This is a genomic window from Mucilaginibacter limnophilus, from assembly GCF_004005815.1.
In the GTDB taxonomy this organism is placed as follows: Bacteria; Bacteroidota; Bacteroidia; order Sphingobacteriales; family Sphingobacteriaceae; genus Mucilaginibacter; species Mucilaginibacter limnophilus.
The window spans coordinates 256,347-278,015 of record NZ_SACK01000004.1 but is presented as its reverse complement, the minus strand read 5'-3'; the positions used below and the strand labels follow the sequence as shown (position 1 = coordinate 278,015).

Annotated in this window: 16 protein-coding genes; 15 read left to right on the top strand and 1 reads right to left on the bottom strand. The window is 43.1% G+C overall.

What is annotated here, in order from left to right; translation table 11 throughout:
• The first annotated feature begins 60 nt into the window (after positions 1-60).
• The 6 genes from EOD41_RS12075 (at position 61) to EOD41_RS12050 (ending at position 8,787) form a co-directional block, all read left to right on the top strand.
• Positions 61-648 carry an acyltransferase gene (locus EOD41_RS12075; protein WP_127705181.1) on the top strand — a complete coding sequence of 196 codons (588 nt, stop codon included), beginning with the start codon at positions 61-63 and terminating at the stop codon, positions 646-648.
• Positions 649-1,833: a glycosyltransferase gene (locus EOD41_RS12070; protein ID WP_127705179.1), complete on the top strand. Its 1,185-nt coding sequence runs from the start codon at positions 649-651 to the stop codon at positions 1,831-1,833.
• A complete protein-coding gene (locus EOD41_RS12065) occupies positions 1,823-2,923 on the top strand; it encodes an acyltransferase family protein (RefSeq protein ID WP_127705176.1) in 1,101 nt (366 codons plus the stop codon). The genes EOD41_RS12070 and EOD41_RS12065 overlap by 11 nt, the downstream gene beginning before the upstream one ends.
• A 339-nt stretch (positions 2,924-3,262) precedes the next feature.
• Complete coding sequence (locus EOD41_RS12060; protein WP_127705174.1) at positions 3,263-6,322, top strand: TonB-dependent receptor domain-containing protein; 3,060 nt, start codon at positions 3,263-3,265, stop codon at positions 6,320-6,322.
• A 71-nt stretch (positions 6,323-6,393) separates the two neighbouring features.
• A complete protein-coding gene (locus EOD41_RS12055) occupies positions 6,394-7,785 on the top strand; it encodes a hypothetical protein (protein WP_127705172.1) in 1,392 nt (463 codons plus the stop codon).
• Positions 7,786-7,896: 111 nt separating this feature from the next.
• On the top strand, positions 7,897-8,787 hold the full coding sequence (locus EOD41_RS12050; protein WP_127705170.1) for a hypothetical protein: 891 nt from the start codon (positions 7,897-7,899) through the stop codon (positions 8,785-8,787).
• Positions 8,788-8,794: 7 nt separating this feature from the next.
• On the opposite strand, the gene EOD41_RS12045 is transcribed toward EOD41_RS12050, so the two are convergent.
• Positions 8,795-10,183: a S41 family peptidase gene (locus tag EOD41_RS12045; protein ID WP_127705168.1), complete on the bottom strand. Its 1,389-nt coding sequence runs from the start codon at positions 10,181-10,183 to the stop codon at positions 8,795-8,797.
• A gap of 276 nt (positions 10,184-10,459) precedes the next feature.
• Between EOD41_RS12045 and EOD41_RS12040 the strand changes: the two genes are divergently transcribed.
• The 9 genes from EOD41_RS12040 to EOD41_RS12000 all read left to right on the top strand — a co-directional run bounded on the left by EOD41_RS12040 (position 10,460) and on the right by EOD41_RS12000 (position 21,560).
• Positions 10,460-11,224 (top strand): polysaccharide biosynthesis/export family protein, encoded by a 765-nt coding sequence (locus EOD41_RS12040; RefSeq protein ID WP_127705166.1) that lies wholly within the window; start codon positions 10,460-10,462, stop codon positions 11,222-11,224.
• Positions 11,225-11,236: 12 nt separating this feature from the next.
• On the top strand, positions 11,237-13,600 hold the full coding sequence (locus tag EOD41_RS12035; RefSeq protein WP_127705163.1) for a GumC family protein: 2,364 nt from the start codon (positions 11,237-11,239) through the stop codon (positions 13,598-13,600).
• A gap of 81 nt (positions 13,601-13,681) precedes the next feature.
• Entirely contained in the window at positions 13,682-14,980 is a 1,299-nt protein-coding gene (locus EOD41_RS12030) for a nucleotide sugar dehydrogenase (protein ID WP_127705161.1), read from the top strand.
• Between the two features lie 11 nt (positions 14,981-14,991).
• Positions 14,992-16,266, top strand: a complete 1,275-nt coding sequence (locus EOD41_RS12025; RefSeq protein WP_127705159.1) for a lipopolysaccharide biosynthesis protein — start codon at positions 14,992-14,994, stop codon at positions 16,264-16,266.
• Position 16,267: 1 nt separating this feature from the next.
• A complete protein-coding gene (locus EOD41_RS12020) occupies positions 16,268-17,749 on the top strand; it encodes a hypothetical protein (RefSeq protein ID WP_127705157.1) in 1,482 nt (493 codons plus the stop codon).
• Complete coding sequence (locus EOD41_RS12015; protein WP_127705155.1) at positions 17,739-18,860, top strand: right-handed parallel beta-helix repeat-containing protein; 1,122 nt, start codon at positions 17,739-17,741, stop codon at positions 18,858-18,860. The genes EOD41_RS12020 and EOD41_RS12015 overlap by 11 nt, the downstream gene beginning before the upstream one ends.
• 67 nt (positions 18,861-18,927) lie before the next feature.
• Positions 18,928-19,671, top strand: coding sequence for a glycosyltransferase family 2 protein (locus tag EOD41_RS12010; protein ID WP_205780548.1), 744 nt, complete (start codon positions 18,928-18,930; stop codon positions 19,669-19,671).
• Positions 19,668-20,594 (top strand): NAD-dependent epimerase/dehydratase family protein, encoded by a 927-nt coding sequence (locus EOD41_RS12005; RefSeq protein ID WP_127705151.1) that lies wholly within the window; start codon positions 19,668-19,670, stop codon positions 20,592-20,594. Before EOD41_RS12010 ends, EOD41_RS12005 begins: the two co-directional genes overlap by 4 nt.
• Before the next feature lie 3 nt (positions 20,595-20,597).
• Positions 20,598-21,560, top strand: coding sequence for an MraY family glycosyltransferase (locus EOD41_RS12000; RefSeq protein WP_127705149.1), 963 nt, complete (start codon positions 20,598-20,600; stop codon positions 21,558-21,560).
• Positions 21,561-21,669 lie beyond the last annotated feature (109 nt).

The following is a 21,669-nucleotide window of genomic DNA, read 5'->3' as shown; positions in this document are numbered from 1 at the left end:
TTGGTAATATTCGGCGTTTAATTTTACCGGCTGTTAAGGTACGCTTATCACACATCTCCCATGGTAAAACTGGTATCGTTAATATTAAAAGTACTGCCCCGCGCCGTGGTAATATTTATTTATGATATGGTGAAGCCTTATTCGCACAAGTTATTTTACGGCATCAGGTATTGCGTGTTAAAGCGCCTGTGCATGCGTGTTGGTCAAAAGGTTATTATTGGTGCCAACGTTACCATTAAGCATTGGGATAACATTGTTTTTGGGTCAGGTGTTAGCGTGCACGAAAACTCGTACATAGAGGGCTTCGGCCATGTTGAAATTGGCGATAATGTGTCAATAGCCCATAACTGCTCAATAATTAGCTTCACCCATACCTGGGCCGACAGAAATTTGCCCATACGCCTTAACCCCTGTATTAAACAACCTGTGCATTTGCATAACAATATTTGGATAGGCTGTGATGTGCGTGTACTTGGCAACGTTACCATTTATAACGATGTAATAGTGGGCGCCGGCACCGTAGTAGCCAAAAGTCTTGCGGCAAATGGGGTGTATATAGGCAATCCGCCAAGGTTTCATAAACCGGTGTATGCCGATGACGCTATCACAATTCCCCTACAAAATCATCAGCTAATAAATATCAACTAAATGGAAAAGCTGCTTATACATGCCTGGGTGGTACACAAGCAAAACGGTAAATACTTTTTGCCCTACACGCATTGGATATACCTACAGCAAATTGTAAAGTACTACAGCCATATCTGCCTGATATCACCGGTAAAAAAAATAGCCGATGGGGGTGACGATAAACTTTTCTCTTTGGAAGAGTTTACTAATTTGTCGGTATATGAACTACCTAACAGCAACTATAGCTATGCCGGAGCCATAAAACATATAGGCAGTTATTACAATGCTTACAAGAGGCTGCATAAGCACTTTGACAAAGTGTATGTACGGTACCCGGTACCATTTGGCTGGTTAAGCAAGTTGTTTTTTAAGGATGCTGATCGCACTATCCACTTTGTAGGTTATCCGCTTGAAGTAACTAAACTGAACCCGGAGCTAAGTACATTTAAAAAGAATTTGCTGCTGTTTCTGTTCCGTCCCGAACATAGTTTATACGTATGGGCATGCAAGGGAGCAAAAGTATTTACCAACGGGCATCATATAAAAGAAAACCTGTGCAAGCAGGGCGTTAATGCCACGGCGGTTATATCGTCAACCCTGGTTGAGTCTGACTTTTATTTCGATGAGTATAAGCAAATTGATACCGCTAACGTCAAGCTGTTGCATATTGGCTACCTGCGCAAATGGAAAAACATCGACGTTATAATAAAAGCCTTTAAACTTTTACTGGCCGATAAACCGGGCGCCACGCTAACCATTGTTGGCGAAGGTGAGTGTAAAGAACAACTAAAATCGCTCGCCGTCCAATTGCAAATAGCCGATAAAGTTGATTTTAAACCCCATGCCTCGCGCCGCGACGAGCTGACCGGCTACCTGCGCACACACGATATTTTCTGCTTTTCGAGCATTTCCGAGGGGTCGCCTCGGGTGATACTGGAAGCCATGGCTAACGGTATAAACGTGCTGAGCAGCAGGGTAGGTTCGTTGCCATTTATTTTTACCCATAAGGTTGACATTGCCTTTGCCGACAATAACGAGCAGGATTTTTATAACAAATTAATCAAGATAACCGCCGATGCGGGATTAATGGCTAGCATAAGGGCCAACGCTTTTGATAAGGCGCAGCAGTTTACCATAGCGGCATTCATCCGCACTATATTTAACCAGGTACCTGTTGCCGAAGAGCAACCTGTTTATGAAATTTAAGCTGATACAGGTGCTTAGGGCTATAGCCGCTTTGGTGGTTATACTTTATCATTTAATAGCGCACATCAATCAGCATTTTAACTATACGCTTTTTAATAACATTTTTCAATTCGGTGTAGCAGGGGTTGATTTCTTTTTTGTGCTGAGTGGTTTTATTATTACCTGGGTACATTATAATGATATAAAGCTGCAAGGCAACTGGCGTAGATTTTTTACAAAACGCATTATTCGCATTTATCCGCTGTACTGGGTTATCGCAATCCTGTCGGTAGTCATCTTTGTTTTCATGACCCCTAACCGTCTGAAAAGTACAGGCCTCACTATGGACCTTACCTCTCCTTATATATTAGGCTCGCTGCTGCAATCATTCGTGCTTATACCACAAAAAGGCATGTACCTGGTAGGCGTAGCCTGGACATTGTCTTACGAAATGCTGTTTTACCTGGTGTTTGGCATGTGTATAGCTGGCGGTTACTATTTAACACGTATAGTCACGGTAGCATGGTTAACATTAATTACAACCAACGCTCTGTTTTTTAGGTGGGATAATTTTTATATTGATTTCCTGCTCAATCCGATTATACTTGAATTTATGATGGGCTGCGTGGTTGCATGGCTGTTTATAAAGCGGATAAAAATTCCGGTTAAGCTATTATATGTCCTGCTGCCCGTTTTGTTTGTATTGGCTATCTTAACCATTAAGCTCGACGGTCTTAAAATTGATCGCGACTTATTAACAGTGCTGATATTGGGTATTTCGTTCGCCGTGTTCACTTACGTTGCCGTTGATGCCGATATAGGCTATCCAAACGCGCGCTACCCAGCTGTATTGCTGCTTATAGGCGACGCGTCTTACGCGATTTATCTTTTCCACCAAACACTTTACGGTGCTACTGTACGCATGTATTTAAAGGCTGCCGTAATGCTGCACATCAGCCTGCCGCCGGTGGTAGTGGCTTTAATAATGGTAGTTATAACCGTATTTGTTGGCGTGTTTATACACCTGTACATTGAAATGCCCCTGCTTCGCGCCCTGAACAGGAAATTTACACAGACCCCAGCACCGGCTTTGCAAGCCTCGGCAAGCTAAAATTACCCTGTTTTTATTAACAGATAACCAAAGCTACCGCCGCTTTTGGTGCATGTGCATGGCGCCTGCATAACTGGTGCTGTGTGCCCTGGTATTTGCGCAGGTTTCTTTTAAGTAAAATATTATAATATATGTACGTGGTATTAACAATGGCATAATTTGTTTTTTATACCAATGCAGTTTTTGTCTTTTAACGTGTTGATTTATAACGAAATGTTAACAGGCTTTTTATGCTTTAGATATTTTACCTCCCTTACTTTGTGATGCATGTAAGCTATAATACATACATAAACATAATATTAATAAGGCCTTTAAATCATCATCACATAACCACAATCTATGCTGTTTTTTTACTTCCAAAGCTTACTCACAAAATTTAATAAACAGGCGGTTGTTTTAGCGGCAGTTGTTATGTTGCCGCTGTGTGTGTTGGGTAGCGCAGGTGAAAATTTTGGCGCGGCATTTTTTCAGGCTAACGGGCGTATAGCGGGCAGTGTGGTTGACGAAAAAGGCGTATCGTTTCCCGGGGCTACGGTAAAAATTGTGGGCCAAACCACCGGCGCGCAAACCAGTATCGACGGTACCTTTTCTTTCAGCATGAAGCCCGGTACTTATGTAGTCGAAATCAGCTTTATATCATACGAAACCAAGCGGATAACCGACGTTGTGGTTAAAGCAGGCGAAGTTACCTCGTTAAACATAGCGCTTAAGCCGCAAACCAATAACCTTAAGGAAGTAGTAATTACATCGTCATACAACAAATCATCAACTGAGGGGCTTTACAGCAAACAAAAAAATTCGGCTACCATAACCAACGGTATTTCGGCCGAGCAGATTGCCAAAACCCCAGATGTCAACGTAGGTCAGTCGCTTAAGCGTATAAGCGGCCTTTCAACTTTTGATAACAAGTATGTTATTGTGCGCGGTATATCTGAGCGTTATAACGTAGCCACGCTTGACGGTACCCCGCTGCCAAGTACCGATTATTCGCGCCGTAACTTCTCGTTCGATCTGATACCCTCGGAAATGATTGAAGGAGTAACCGTTGTAAAAACTGTTACACCTGATTTACCTGTTGGTTTTGCAGGTGGCTTGGTGCAAGTTAATACGCGTGATATTCCTACAAAAAACTTCGTCAACTTTTCGGTTGGTACAGGTATAAACGATCAATCAACCGGTAAAGATTTCCTTTCAACCAAACGCGGCAAGTATGATTACTGGGGTTTTGACGACGGTACACGCAAAATGGCCGGATATTTCCGCGTGACTGATGGCAACGCCTCGTCGGGTAACAATGCCGAATTTACCGAACAGGATTTTGCCTTTAGCCGCCAGTTTACCAATAACTGGAACCTTTACAGGTACAAAGCCAACCCGAATCGAAATTATACCCTGTCGTTGGGCCAGTCGTATAACTTAAAAAATCCGAGTGAACGTATAGGTTTTATAGCTTCTGTAAACTACCGCAATACCCAAACCATAACCGAGATATTAAACAAACGCGACCTGTTTCTGATCACACCTGAACAGAACACCGCATTTGACCAGGCTAGGGTTCCTGCCGGTTCAGGGAAGGTGTATAATTTCAATACCACATTTGGTGGCATACTTAACCTTGGTTACCGCAGTAAAAAAAATCAGATAAGCCTACGTAACAGTTATAGCAGGATATTCAGCAATCCGCTTACGGATGTTTTTGGTTACGATAACGACAGGGGGGGCGTATTCATTGGCCCGCAGTATGCGCCGTCAACCGAACGTATTGTTACCGAGCCCGACTTTTTAAGCCTGTTACAAAACAAATTACAGGGCGAGCATCAATTAGGCACCGTAAAGGTAAATTGGGATATAAGCCGTACTACTATTGACCGTCAGCGCAAAGATATGTTGCGCAGGCAGCTGGAAAACGATAACCAGCAATATGGAAGCTATTTCCACGACATTGTAGATGCCGACGGTGCTACGGTATTTCCTGCATCAAGGCAAACTTTTAACCTGAAGCAAACCGATTATAACTGGATGACGTCGGCATCACGTTATATTATAAAAGAGGGCGATTTTGCTAATATCCTTAAAATAGGCTATATCGGCTTTAGCAAAAAACAGGAAAACAGCTTTATTACTGCTTATTTACGGCCAACAACCGCTGCTGCCGCTGCCGAATTTAACTCTTCAAAGTTTCAACTTGAGGATGTGTACAATGATGAGCTGTTTGGCCCCGGTAAATTGGTCTACCAGGTTGACCCCTTCGGCCTGAATGAATACCAGGGAACATCGAAGTTTCATGCAGGTTATGCCATGCTTGACCAAAAGTTTTGGGGCAGGCTGAGATTTATAGGTGGCTTGCGTGTCGAGTATTTTAAGCTGTTTCTGATTGATGATGCCATATCATCAGTTAACTCGCTATTTCAACCCGGTGTAAAGCTTGTTCCGAGCGAGCGTGACAGGGATAAAGAGTGGCAGTTTCTGCCGTCGGCAAACTTAACCTACTCACTTACCGATGAGATAAACTTAAGAGCGGCTTATTCACAATCAATGGTAAGGCCTGAGTTTAACGAACGCTCATTATCAAGCAACTTTAACGCCGACCTGCAGGCTGACGTTACCGGAAGTATAGTGGTAAGTACAAAAACCAGCAGTTACGATTTTCGTGCTGAGTGGTTCCCGGGTTCGGGCGAAGTGCTGTCTGTCGGTGCATTCTATAAATACCTCGACCGTCCGTTAGAGCTCGTAAGGCAAAACGCGCAGGCGCTGTATATATACAATAACAGCAATTGGGCCAAAAGCTACGGTTTAGAAGCCGAGGTGAGAAAGAAACTTGGTTTTATAAATGACGACCTGCCTATACTGCAACAGTTTACCGTTTTTAGCAACGTAACCTTTCTGCGTTCAAAAGTAGAGGCGGTTTATTCCCCGCGCGCTGTACAAATAGACCCAGAGAATGATCCGCTACTGTATCAGCTGCAATATGAAACCGACAGGCAAACACGTCCGCTGTACGGCCAAACACCGTTTCTTTTAAACGCCGGCTTTGAGTATAACGGTGAAATTTTCGGGCTTAACATCGTGCACAACCATTCGGGCCGTAAATTCTTTATCCTTACCAACAATATAAGCCTTAATGAGTACGAGGCACCGTATGACCAAACTGACATACAACTTAACGCAAACGTCTTCAGAAAAAAAGGGAAAATACGCTTCAACCTGGGTAACCTTTTTAACAACGTTAACTTCTTTTATAATAGTCAGAACAGCTACGATTATATAGACCCGGCCGATCCCACAAAGGGGCAGGCGCTGCGCCCCGGCTTCACCGATAATTATGAAAAGGGTGACTTTATCACCTTCAGGAGGAAGTACGGACGCACATTCACCATGTCATTCAGCTATACATTCTAACAAGCAATAAATACGCAAACAAACAAACAATAAACTATACCACACAAAAACTAATTGTCAAAAAATTCATCATGAAAAAGTTTTTAATCCTTAGCGCTGCTGTAGCATCACTTGCAGTAAGCAGCTGTAAAAAAGAATCAGCAAAAAATGTTGAGCCTGCAGGTAACTCAAACCAGGTTGATCCTAAAGCTGTTGATTACGCTCAAAGCGCACTCCCAAAAGACACTATTTCGGGCAACATCAGCACAAACAGAACGCTTACTGCCGACAAAGTATGGTACCTGCAAGGTATAGTTGCAATTGATAACGCAACCCTTACTATCGAACCAGGTACGGTTATCGTTGGTTTAGTTGACGCTAACAACAAACCAGGTACACTTGTTATCTGCCGTCATGGTGCTATCAATGCAACAGGTACTTCTTCTGCACCTATCATCTTCACCAGCAAAAACCTTGTTGACGGTAACACTTTCACTCATGCTGCTCCCGGCGATTTCGGTGGTTTGATCCTTTTAGGTCAGGCTCCGGTTAACGTTGCTAACAAAACTATCGAAGGCTTAAGCGCTATCGAACCGTTTGACAACAGGTTTGGTGGTAACGTAGCTAACCACTCTTCAGGTATATTGAAATATGTACGTGTTGAGTTTGGTGGTTACATCCTTTCAGAAGGTAACGAAGTTAACGGTATCACCTTCGGTGGAGTTGGTAGCGGTACTACTGTTGATCACGTACAAGTATCTTACGGTAAAGACGACTCTTTCGAGTTCTTCGGCGGTACTGTAAACTGCACTTACCTGGTATCAGTAGCTTGCGATGACGACGCTTTTGATTTTGACAACGGTTACAGCGGTACTATACAGTACGCAGTAGCAGTTGGTGACGTTTACGCTACTCATAGCGCAAGCGGGGCAAACAGCGATTCAAACGGTATCGAAGCTGACAACAATGCTCCGGCTGAAGACGGTACTTTCGCTCTTACTCCAAAAACTCACCCGATACTGCGCAACTTAACTATCATTGGTGCACAATCACTTAACACCTGGGCTGCTCCTGGTTACCTGTATGCTGCCCGTGTACGTCGTGGTGCTGAGATTGAGTTATATAATTCTATCTTCTTAGGTTACCGTGAGGCTATCAACTTTGATACTACTTCCGATGATTTCATCGCCGGTACTGCTACTGTATCTAAAGTACAAAACAACATCCTTTCTGCTTTCACAACATCAGTTACTCCTACTACTTTAAACAGCAAAATTGACGGTGCCGGTAACAGAAGGAACGTATTTGCTACAAACAGCAACGGTTTCGCTAAAATTACTCAGCCTTACCTAAACAATAACAACAACCAACTTAACCTTGTTCCTGTAAGTTCGTCTCCTGCTACTACAGGTGGTTGGGGTGCATTTAACAACACCAGCCGTCCACAGTGGTTAAACACTACCTGGATCAAATGGTATTTTTAATATCTGAACGTTCTTAAAATAATCATTTGTTTGTTTGAAAGATCTACTCCTTGTATAAATTTTATATAGGGAGTAGATTTTCAGTTATAGTACCATCAGCATAATCACACAATGAAATCACTCAAAAACAATATTCTTAGCATTTGCGCACTTTTTTGCGGCATGATAATTCTTAACAGCTGCAGTAAAGAAGAGCAATACCGCCCGGGTTTTGAAAAAGGCACTACCTTCCCTAAAATTAACCTTAAGGGTTTTACGCTTGATAACATGCAGGTACGTATAGGGCCTAAAAGCTCGCTGGCAGGGAATGTTTTTGAGGATATATCGGGTGTGGCTTTTGAGGTGCCCTTTGCCGATACACAACGCCTTAACCGTGTAGTTTTTTACAGCGAAGACGGCAAAACTCCATACAAAGGCAGCCAGATACGGTTTGAAACGCCTGGTAGGGACACTACCGTGGCTATATTTTATGATGGTAAAACATTTGTGCAAAATCCAGTTTTCCCGATGCCTGCCCCCGGCAATATGGGTGTAAGGTTTAATTTTAAATCAACAGCTTCGGCTTACAAAGGCCGTGTTAATATTGAACTGCACGAAGAATATGCCGCCAATGTAAGGGTACCGGCCCGCGACCCGCTTACCGGGCAGGTAGTACTTAATTCACGAGGCGATACGGTAAAAATTGATTCAACTGTGTTCAGAATCAAACCACAGATAGCCCTTACTGTACCCGATGTTAAGTGGACAGAGTTTGCCGTATTTACCGAAATTCCCCCGCCTGTTGAGCCTGATTTTTCAAGCTATGTGTTTTATATCCGCGTAGCCGATACCAGTAAACCGCTGCCATACCCTGCCGGATTAGACATTACTCCTTATGGCAGAATAGATTTTATTCCGGATTATACCGCGCTTTATACCATACAGGATATCCGGATTGAAACCGAAACACCCAATAGGATAAATTACCTGGTGAACGACCGGATGTCAAACTTTATGCAGTAACATTGTTTTAGTTACCGGCCTGCATTGCAGTATTGTTTTGCATAGCCGAGTTAAATAATGGTAACGTTACCGAAGCATTTTTTAATGCTGATGGCGCTTTACCTGCCGCTACCTTCCCGGTAATCAGGCTGATGGCTTTGCTGATAAAAGGGTCGGTTTCATCGCCAAAAGGTTTTAAAGGAAGGATGTCGGTTTCTGACGCGGTGAAATTTGGGCTGAGACCCGAGCTGTATCCACCTATGCCCGCCGCGTTGAACACTTTGTAAACAATGGGCTGCAACGTCCAGTTGATGCGTTTAGCAGCGCGCTTATCGGTAATGGTTATTGATGCTTCATCTTTACCTCGGGTGGTTTCGCCTATCTGTACTACCGTCATATACGGTCGTAAATTATTTATCATCAGTTCGGCTGCCGATGCTGTGGCTTGTGTGGTTAACACATATAGTTTGGTGATGTTTAGTTTGCGCTGCTGTAGCTGTGCAAATGAAGGTCCGTTTGAAACGCTTGCCGCCGTGCCGAAATTGTCTTTACGCACGCCTACATTGCTGTTGCCCCGGTATTCAATAAAAAGTTCTTCCTGTTTAACAGTCTGGGCTATCATGGCACACAGGGTAGCCGCCGCAGATACATCACCGCCGCCATTATAGCGTAAATCAAGTATCAGTTCGGTTATGTTAACTGCCTTAAAGCCGTCAAACACGGTTAAATAATCATTTCTTTCGGCACTGTTAAAACCGGTGAAGAACAGGTAACCTATTTTTTTGCCATCGGCGGTAAAGTTTTTTTGAAGGGCGGTTTGCTCAAATGTTTCGGCAGCGTTAATGGTGGTGTTGGCGCCTTCCTTAACAACACCATCTTCAAGCGTGGCCCGGGTTAACTGGACTGTTGTACCGTTAACTAATTGGCTATAAAGCTGGGCGGCATTGTCCTGGGTGATGGTCGTGCGGTTAATTTTGGTAAAATACAGGCCGCGCCTTATACCCGCGCCATGCGCCGGTGAAGTGTTAAGCACCAGTGTAACTAATCCTAGCACCCTGTCGCTGGCATCATCATGTATCACCATGTAATCAAAACCATATTTTACACGGCTGGTAGGCGATAAGGATGATATGCCGCCCGGCTGCATGATAAAGGAAAACCTGTCGGCATTATCCTTTATCGTGTTTAGGAAAGCGGTGGGCTCCAGATCTATGTTCGGGTTTGCCGGAAGGCTGCTTGCCCAATAATAATACTTTTTCAGGCTGTCAATTACCCACTGGTTAATTTCACGGTTTGTAACGGGGCCGGTTGGCGCGTCGGGCTTTGGGTCGTTTTTTTTGCAGCCGCACAAAAACCCAAGGCAAACAGCGGTTGTAAACAGGGTATTGGTAAAAACATTTTTCGATTTAAAAAGCACGGTATCTCATTTTAAATATGCCCTGAAATTACTTAACTAATGTGCTGATAATATCTAAAATGATATTGTGCCGATAAAATAATAGACGCTTAACAAGCTGATAATAAAGCATTGAATATGTTGCCGAGGCATTATATTATGAGAATGTATTAATAACATTAAGATAATACTGATAAAATACTTTTACGGCAATTAAAACTCCGCGTACACTATTGATTCCTTATCGGTATAATGCTTAAAAGAAATCCTAAACCCTGCTTAATTTTAACGAGCATTATGGTATGCTTTGCGGTGCTGGTTTTATTGTCATCGTGCGGGGTCAAGCGTAACCTGGTTTATTTAAGTGATTTGAACGACACCGCCAAATATACCTGGCAAATTAAAAATCATCTTGAACCGCGCATACAACCCGGCGATAATTTGGCGATAACGGTAAGTAACGTCGACCAAGAATCAAGCAACTTATTTAATAAGGGCGTACTCCCGGCGGCCAATCCGGTATCAAATGGCACGATTATGCAATCGGTAGAATTGCCCGAATATTTGGTTGATAAAGATGGAAATATCAATTTCCCGGCCATTGGAAAAATAAGCGTTGCAGGATTAACCATTGAAGAAGCCGTTCTGCGTTTAACCCAAACGCTTAGTAAGAGTGTGAAAAATCCCATTGTTGAAATAAAGTTTACCAATTTTAAGGTGACCGTAATTGGCGAAGTGAACCGCCCCGGCGTATTCAATATACCCAATAGCCGCGTAAATGTGCTTGAAGCACTTGGCCTTGCAGGTGATATGACGCAGTATGGCAAACGCGAAAATGTTATTGTTGTGCACGAAGAAAACTGCAAACGCAGCCTTACACACCTTAATCTTAACAGTAGCGATATGCTGCAATCTCCGTCATTTTATTTGCAGCAAAATGATGTGGTATATGTAGCGCCCGATAAGCTTAAAGAGCGCCAGGCACGTACCGATACGCGCTCACTGTCAATAGTAGTAGCTGCAGCTACGGTAATTACCGTTATTATTTCACGCTTATTTTAATCCAGATAACATATGTCGCAACCCAACCCTTTCCAGTTGCAACCGCTTGAGCCTGTCAACATAAAAGACACACTTATGCAGTACTGGCGTAACTGGGGCTGGTTTTTGCTGTCACTGGTACTTTGCTTAACCACCGCATTTATTTACCTGAGATATGCCACAACCGAATACATGGTTGAAAGCGCCATGGTAATAACCGACGACAACAACGGGGCGGATTTGCTGCAAACCGGTAATGTTTTCAGCGATCTTGAACTATTTAATACCTCAAAAAATATTGACGACGAGATTGAAATATTGAAGGGAAAAACCCTGATGCAACACGTAATACGCAAGCTTAACCTGCAGGTTACTTATCAAAAAAAAGGTAAAATAAGAGATTCGGAAGTGTACGGCCCTACATCTCCGGTTAAGGTAAGTATTATACGTTTCGATTCGCTTGAAGCTGGTAAAAAGGTCACTATAAAACCGCTCTCGGCAAAAGAATACACGCTTAGCGACGGGCCCCATAAAGCTGTTTACCAGTTTGGCCAACAGGTTGTGCTGCCATGGGGTACCTTTTTTATAACATCAACGCAGCAGCTGGCATTGTCATTAAATACCGATATTAATATCGAATTTAACAGCGTAAAAAAAACAGCCGCGGCATATCTGGGCGATCTTACCATTACGCCGGTAAATAAAAAAGGCAATGTACTTAAGCTGTCCATTGTTAGTAACATCCCCCAAAAAGGTATCGATGTTTTAAACGAACTGATTGAGCTTTACAGCCTCGAAGCCATAGAAAATAAAAACGAAATAGCCTCAAAAACCATAAGTTTTATTGACGATAGGCTCGTGTACCTGGTAAAAGAGCTGTCCGGAGTTGAAAAGGACGTAGAAAACTACAAAAGGCAAAACGACATTACTGACATCAGTTCCGAATCTCAGCAATACCTTCAAAATACCGGCGACTATGATAAAAAACTAAGCGAGTATGAGATACAAATAAATATACTAAGCGCTATAAAGCAATACATTAGCAGTGCCAAAAATCAAGATAACTTGGTGCCGAGTTCGCTTAGCATACAGGATGTTACCCTAGCCCAGCTGATAAGCAATTTCAACCAGTTACAACTGCAGCGTAAACGTGCGCTAAAATCTAACTTTGAGAGCAACCCCGTTGTGATTAACCTTACCGAGCAGTTGGTTGCCTTACGCCAGAACATCTTGGAAAATATAACGAATATACAACAAGGTTTAACCATAGCGCGTAATGCATTAAGGAGTAAAAACACAAAATTTGAGTCGCTCAAACAGCACGTACCGCAAGTTGAGCGTCAGTTATTGGAGATTAAGCGTCAGCAAAATATTAAGGAAAGCCTTTACCAATACCTGCTGCAAAAGCGTGAGGAAGCTAGCTTGGCCAAGGCGGCGGCAGTGTCAAACCTAAATATTATTGATAAGGCCGATGTTAACGATACCCCGGTGAAGCCGCGTAAACCGCTGTTATTGATGCTGGCCTGCGTTGTGGCGTTCATTATTCCTGTGATAGTGATATCACTTAAAAAGATATTGAAAAACAAGATATCAACCATTGATGATGTTAAGCATGTGGGCGCACCGGTGTTAGGCGAAATAGTACACACCACCCTAAAGGAGACATTGGTGGTTAAAGAGGGCAGCCGCACTGTGCTGGCCGAACTTTTCCGCTTACTGCGCAGCAAACTGCAGCTTTCGGCAGCAGCCGATAAGAATAAGGTGTTTTTGGTGACTTCAACCATGAGCGGTGAAGGGAAAACTTTTTTTTGCGTAAACATGGGTGCTACCATGGCGCTTGCGGGTAAAAAAGTGATAATGCTTGAGTTTGATTTACGTAAGCCGATGCTGTTATCGGGCTTAACGTTATCGGCTAATACGGGTATTACCAATTACCTGGTGTCGGGCGTAACCAATATCGACGAGTTGATAATGAAAGTACCCGGTTTCGATAGCCTGTTTGTGATGGGCGCTGGCGCTACGCCACCAAATCCCTCTGAACTGATTTTGAGCGAAAAAAACCAGGAATTATTTGGTTTGTTGCGCGAGCGTTTTGATTACATCATCATTGACTCCCCGCCAGTTGGGCTTATCGCCGATGCTTTCAACCTTTCGGAGTTTAGCGACCGCACACTGTACCTCATTAGATATAATTACACCTTTAAAAAACAAACCGGTTTAATAAAGGAGATTTATGAAAAGAACACGCTTAAAAACCTGATGCTGGTATTAAACGACGGGCATCAGGAAAACATAAACCAGTATGGGTACGGATATAATTATGGTTATAGTTACGGCTATGTCAGTGATGAACCGGAACGCTCGTGGTTGAAAAGGTTATTTAAGAAAAATATTTAATATTTTGAATGATAAGTTAAAACTGTATTCATGTAAATAACATATCCAAACGGTTACTTTATTGAAAAATACAATCACCTTATGACACCTGATTTCAGTTTAGCTAATGCGCATATCACAGTAATTGGTCTAGGTTATGTTGGTTTACCGCTGGCAGTAGAGTTTGCCAAACAATATAAAGTAACCGGTTTTGACATCAATGTAGGCCGTATTGCCGAGCTTACCGCAGGTTACGACAGGACAAAAGAGGTTAACGATGAAGATCTTGCAGCGGTATTAAAAGTAAGCAACGAAAAGGGCCTTACTGTTAGCAATAGTTACGACGATATAAGCCAGTCCAACATATACATTGTTACCGTACCTACACCCGTTGATAAGTATAACCGTCCCGACCTTAAACCACTGTACAAAGCCAGCAAAACGGTAGGTACGGTTATTAAAGATGGCGATATTGTGATATATGAGTCAACCGTTTATCCGGGCGTTACTGAGGACGAATGCGTACCCGTAATTGAGCAGGTATCGGGCATGAAATATAACGAGGACTTTTTTGTGGGCTACTCGCCCGAAAGAATAAATCCGGGCGACAAAGAGCACACGCTTATACATATTAAAAAGGTAACATCAGGCTCAACACCCGAAGTGGCCGATTTGGTTGATGAACTGTACAACTCAATAGTTATAGCGGGTACCCATAAAGCACCGTCGATAAGAGTGGCCGAGGCAGCCAAGATCATCGAAAATTCTCAGCGTGATATCAACATCGCTTTTGTAAATGAGCTTTCGAAAATATTCACCAAACTTGATATCGATACCCGTGACGTGCTTGACGCCGCCGGTACCAAATGGAACTTTTTGAAGTTTAGTCCAGGCTTAGTGGGCGGGCATTGCATAGGCGTAGATCCATATTATTTGGCGCAAAAGGCGCAGGAAATGGGCTATCACCCCGAAATAATACTTGCCGGCCGTAAACTTAACGATGGCATGGGCGAATACATAGCCCACGAAGTAGTAAAGCTGATGGTGAAAAAAGATATTCCCGTAAAAAACGCGCAGATATTGGTGATGGGTATCACCTTTAAAGAGAACTGCCCCGATGTGCGCAATACCCGGGTTATTGATATTGTGAACACGCTGAAAGAGTACCATGCCGATGTGCTGGTGTACGACCCGCTGGCCAATTGCGCCGAGGTTGAACATGAGTATGGTATTAAATGCGTGAACGCGCTTGAAGACGGTAAACGCTTTGATACATTGGTGCTTGCCGTTGCTCATGATGCTTTTAGAACCCTTGATGTAAATACGCTTTGCAACAGCCATAAGGTTATTTATGATGTAAAATCGGTACTGCCGAAAGGTGTTGCCGACGCAAGGCTGTAACGTAGCCAATTATGCTGAAACGGCTTTTAAATAAACCCGATGCTAAAAGCTATGCCTTCTCGTTTTTAGGCAACATGGCCAGCGCTGCCAGCCAGTGGATAGTGCTGATGTTGCTTACCAAACTTTACGGCACCTTGCCCATGGGTAATTATTCGCTTGCCATGGCGTGGATATTGCCGCTGTATGCTTTCTTTTCATTACAAATAAGAAACATACACGTTGCCGACCAAAGGGACAGCTACGGCTTCAACCTATTTTTCAGCATACGCTTGCTAAGCGCCGGCGCTTTTTTATTGACGACATTACTTATAGGCGCGTTGTTTTACAAAGATATTTTCACCGTATTCCTGTTCGGCGGGCTGTTTAAAACCTTTGAGATGCTGAGCGATATGATACATGCCGAGTTTCACAAACGCCGCCAAATTGAAGTGTACAGCAAAATGCTGATATTCCGCTCGGTACTGGCCATTGCGCTTAACATAGTGCTGTTTAAATTTCTTGCATCGTATCAACTCGCGCTGATATCATTACCGCTGGCCTACCTGTGTAGTCTGGCTATTGACGTTCGTTTGCTTAAAGGGTTGAATTTTCCGATATGTGTAAACTTTGCTGATAAGCGGATAAAAAAAGTAGTGGCTACCGCCTTGCTTACAGGATTATCGTTATTGTTGGTTTACATGCTGCCGGGCATACCGCGCTTCATTCTCGAAAAATTCCGCAGCAATTTCGAGGTCGGCATTATATCGGGTTACCTGGCATTGGTAGTGTTTGGGCGGATATTTGTACAGTCGGTTGTGCAAAACAGCCTGCCGCGCTTGGCCGCGCATTTCGACGGGCATAATTATAAAGGCTTTCTAGCAGTATTAAAAAAAGACGCGCTGGTGATAGGTACGCTTGGCCTGATGCAGTTTATATTGGTGCCCATCAGCAACTGGTTGTACCCACTGATATTTAATGCCGATTTTGCAGGCAGGCAGGGCTTACTGTCGTTAATCTTCGCCGGGTCGTTTTTCTCGTTTATGGCTTTCGTGCTCAACAATGGCATTAATGCCATGAAAATGTTCCGCATACAATTGCCGGTGTATGGCGCTGTGTCGGCGCTGTCGCTAATGTTAAGCTATTTGCTTATTCCTGTTTACGGCTTAAACGGCGCCGCGCTGGTATTTCTGGTGGTTAACCTATGCACCTGTGTGCTGCTGTTTATTCCTTTCTATATAAAAATAAAAGCTGCCATGGCGGCGGCTAAAAAACCTGTTGAAAAGTTAGACTTAACCCTAAGCCTATAATATGAATACCCCGGTAAACAGGTTAACAATTGCACTATCGGTAATGGCGGTTATAAACCTGTTTATGCTGATGGTGCTGAATATTCCGTTCGACTGGTACCTGCTGCCGGTTTCGGTAAGCGGGGTGATGTCGGTTTACCAGTTGCTTTATCTTTTGCACATTACAAAACAAAACGGGTTACGACTGCCCATGGTGTTTTACTTTTATTGCACCATTTGGTTTGGTTGCTACTTTGCGCCGCTGCTGCATTTCGCGCTTAATTTCTGGCTTATATTCAACGCCTCGTTAATGCTACCCCAGCACTGGGAACCTTATGTATTCATCATCGGTATATTAAATGCTGTTGGGTTAGTGATTTTTATTTTAGCGTACAGGTACTTCTATTCAACCAGCAAACCGGGTAAAAAAGTGTACCTTCTGCTTAGCAGTACCAAGCTTAACTATGTTTACCTGCTTTGCCTGATAAGTTTCTTGTTCCAGATGTTTATCTACAGCAGGCTTGGGGGTATATCCGGCTTTATATCTACTTATGAAGCCCGTGGCGAAGACCAGGGCTTCGCTGGTTTCGGGATATTGTTTATCATATCCGAGTTTTTCCCTATAGCACTTATCTTCCTGTTTTATGTGAATGCTATGCGTAACGCCGCCTTGCAAAAGGGCAGTGCCATTGCCATATTTCTTGTCATACTGTTCGCTGCCTGTATATTTTTCGGCGGATTACGCGGCAGCCGCAGCAATACGGTGCTTACTATACTGCATGCCTGTATGATTATGCATTACTTCATCCGTAAGTTCAAAGTGCGCGAAATGGTTATTGGCACAATGTTACTGGTGGGCTTCATGTATGTATACAAGTTTTACAAGCAGGGCGGCTCCGAAGCGGTGTCGGCTTACACGCAGGGAACATTGGACGAATCGGAAGAGAAGTATAATTTTGATATTTTCGAAATGCTGCTTACCGATTTTGCCCGCGGCGATATACAACCCTACCTGGTTTACCGCTACGAAAATTCAAACTATCAGCCCAAAATGGGTGCTACTTATCCCGGCGGATTTGTGCATTTCTTCCCGTCGTTTATTATTGATAAGGAATCTGTCACCACCAAAAAAACAGCCGCAACCGAGTTGATGTACAATTATAACGGCGAAGTAATGGGTTTTTACACCACCCGTATTTTTGGTTTGCTTGGCGAGTATATTTTGAACTTTGGTTATTACACGGCCTTCCTGGTTTTTTTACCGCTGGCGTTTTTTATGGCTAAGCTTGATAAGTGGGTGTATTCGCTCACGCCCGGCGACGTACGCAATTTCATAGTGCCGCTATGGATATTGTTCGTTATTTTCCTCTTTAATGCCGATTTGGATAATGCTATTTTCTTTTTTATGAAACGCATGCTGATGGTGATTGTGATGCTGTGGATGGTATCGGCAAAATTTATAATGCGGCCCGCAGCCAATAAGGAAATTGACCATGAAAGTTAAGCTGTTTATTTTAACACTGTACGTATTGGCATCGCTGAACGCGTGTGCGCAAAATGGATTTTTTTACAAACCCATACCTTCACAATTTCTCCAAATAAAAGAAAGTGCTGCAGTGCAAACCCGCTTTAAAAACCTGAAGCAACAAGCCTACGATGCCACAAGAGCCCTGCCGCAAGGTTATAAAACTGATGGTACTGTTGATTATACACGCTACATGCAATTAGCTTTTAACGCTCACGACGTAGTGCTTATGCCCAATTTTCCAGTGATGGTGAATGATAGCGGTTTAACCGTAAATAACGGACAAACCATTCTTTTTGATAGCCTGTCGACATTGTTGCTAAAGCCGAGCAATCTTGAAACTTACGAAATATTACGTGTGCACCAGGTACAGAATGTAGAGATATACCGCCCGGTTATTTATGGCGATAAATACACGCACCTTGGTGCTGCCGGCCAGTGGGGAATGGGGATAGCTGTGCGGGCATCAAAAAATGTAAATATTGTTAGTCCGCACATATATAAATGTTGGGGCGATGGTATTTACGTAGGCCAAATAAATAAAATACCCGCGCAGGGCATAACCATTACCGACCCACTGCTTGACGATAACCGCCGCAACGGCATGTCGATTACGGCAGGTAACGGTGTTACAGTTACAGGGGGTATAGTAGCTAATTCAAATGGGCAAATGCCCATGAGCGGTATCGACATTGAACCCAATCATACTACCGATGTAATTGACAACATCACCTTGACTAATTTAACTACCATGAACAATCGTAAGTATGGTATCGTGGTGTCGTTGCAGCATTTGCTTAAGCGTACCGTGGGCAAAACAGCCATAAGGATAACTAACGCGAGGGATGAAGAATCGGGTGTAGGTTTCGGTATCATAGGGCGGCCATCAACTGATACTATTAACGGGGCAATTTATGTGCTTAACCCGGTATGGATAGAAAACAAAGAGGTAGCCCTGCGCTACCCGGTGCGTAACTTTGGCATGTACGTATTGTTTAAAAATCCGGTTATACAAAGACGTACAGCGGCTTACGAATTGAAGCGATTAAGACAGCAAGCCGAAGCCGACCCTAAAATAGTAGTAGAATAGCACTTTAACATAGCGTTGATGTTAAATGCATAGTGTTTTCATTTTCAATGCAAATATTTGCAGCGACATGGTTTCTATTATTACTGCTGCATACAATTGCGCGCCATATATTCAACAAACAATACGTTCGGTACAAAGTCAAACCTACGAAAACTGGGAAATGATTATTGTTGACGATTCTTCTACCGACGATACTCTTGAATTTGTAAAAGCTGAGGCTGAAAAAGACAACCGTATAAAATACTTGGTTAACGAGCGGAATTTGGGCGCGGCAAAATCACGTAACCGCGGCATTGAAATGGCCCGGGGCAAGTACCTAACCTTTTTAGATGGTGACGACCTGTGGTTGCCCGGCTTTATTTCCACATCACTTATTTACATGAAAAGGCATGATTATTCCTTTGTTTTTTCGTCGTACAGGCGTAAAGACGAAGAACTGAATCCTTTATATGAAGATTTTATAGTTCCGGCGAGAGTGAATTACAACAGCTTGCTAAAAACCTGCCCAATATCATGTCTTACTGCGTTTATTGATATTGAGCGTACAGGAAAGTTTTTTATGCCTGATATACCCAAGCGACAGGATTATGGCTTGTGGCTGTCGATATTAAAAAAAATAGGCAATGCCTATGGGATACAGGAGCCACTGGCTGTGTATCGTATCCGTAAAAACTCATTGTCGCGCAATAAGTATAAGGCCATGTTGTATGTGTGGAAGGTATATCGTGATGTAGAGAAAATTAATATTTTCTATTCGTCATACCTTATGGTGAACTATGTAATAAACGGGATGATAAAATACGCACGATGAAAAATGTGATAATAACCGGTTACAGCGGTTTTGTAGGGAAAAACCTCACCGGCTATTTAATGCGTAAAGGTTGTAAGATTACTGGTGTAGGGCGTACTCAAGGTGTTGTTGAGCCGTTTGATACTATAACTTATTCTCAATTGTCGCAATTAAATAATTTCGATGCGATAATTCACCTGGCAGGCAAGGCGCATGATCTAAAAAACACAAGTCTGGAAGCCGAGTATTTTTTAGTAAATACCGATTTAACCATGCAGGTTTTTAAGGAGTTTTTAAGATCAGAGGCTACCGATTTCATTTACCTGAGTACAGTTAAGGCCGCTGCAGATAGTGTAAGCGGTGAATTACTGGAAACAGATGAGCCCCAACCCGCAACTGCCTACGGCCGCTCAAAACTGGCTGCCGAACAACAATTGCTTGCCATGCCGTTGCCTTTGGGTAAACGGCTTTTTATTATACGGCCATGTATGATACACGGGCCGGGAAATAAGGGTAACCTTAACCTGCTGTACACGCTGGTAAATAAACGTGTGCCCTATCCGCTGGCGGCGTTTAGCAACAAGCGATCTGTATTATCAATACAAAATCTGCTGTTTGCCCTTAACGCAATTTTGAGCGATAGCAAAATACCCGGCGGCATCTATAATATTGCTGATGACGAGCCGCTGTCAACCACGCAAATGATTGATATTATGGCGAAGGCTTTGCATATAAAAGCGTTTAAATGGCACATATCGCCGGGACTTATCAAGTTTGCCGCCCGCGCTGGTGATAAGCTGCACTTGCCGCTAAACAGCCATCGCCTGCAAAAGCTTACCGAGAGTTATGTGGTTAACAATGCCAAGTTGAAAAAGGCCTTGGGCATAAGCAAATTCCCTGTTTCGGCCCGTGATGGTTTAATCTACACTGCTTTAAACCTATAGCACATGTATTTGTACCTATTAATATCGCTGTTGTTGGTAGCTGCCATACTGGTTTATTTTCGCATAGCCGAGAAATTTAACATTATTGATGTCCCCAATCATCGCAGTTCGCACCAGCAGGTAACCATACGCGGGGCAGGTATAATTTTTCCGCTGGCAGCTGTAACAGGTATATTTTTAACGCTTGATATATCATACCCGCTGTTAATTAGTGTGGTACTTATAAGCGCCATAAGTTTTATTGATGATATGAACAACCTGTCGTCGGGCGTGCGTTTGGGTGTGCAGTTACTATCTTCGGCATTAATGCTATACGCGGTTAACGGGCAGCAAATGTTTCCTTTTTGGCTACTGTTTGCTGTGCTGATAGTGATTATTGGCGCTATAAATGCCTTTAATTTTATGGATGGTATAAATGGTATAACTGGCATATACGCGCTTGTTGCCCTGCTTACCATGTGGTATATTAACAAGTATATAACAGGTTTTGCCAACAACGCTTTGATGCTGTGCCCTGCAATTGCCTGCGTTATTTTCCTGTATTTTAATTACCGCCCCAAAGCCCGTTGTTTTGCCGGTGATGTGGGTAGCGTAAGTATAGCCTTTTGGCTGCTGATGCTGCAACTGCTCATCATCCGCGAAACGCAATCGTACAAATACCTCTTCCTGTTCAGCGTGTACACGGTTGATGCCGTACTTACCATACTTAAGCGCCTGACGCTTAAAGAAAACATATTACAGGCACACCGCCGCCATGTGTATCAATTGCTGGTAAACAACGGCAAACTACCGCACCTTTTTGTGGCCTTAACTTACGGAACAATACAATTACTTATCAATTTTATACTGCTAAATACATCATTTACTGTGCCTGTTTACCTGTTTATCATTATTGTGCCGCTAAGCTTATTATATTGGGTGTTTGAACGCCGTTTTAATAATTCTGCATCAGCGGTAGGTGCGTAATGGTTTTTTACATGTTTATTCTAACTATCTAGAAATCAGTCCGAAATATGATGCTTTACTTTATTTTCACAATGGCATATAGATAAGTTTATACAGCTTATTAATTGAT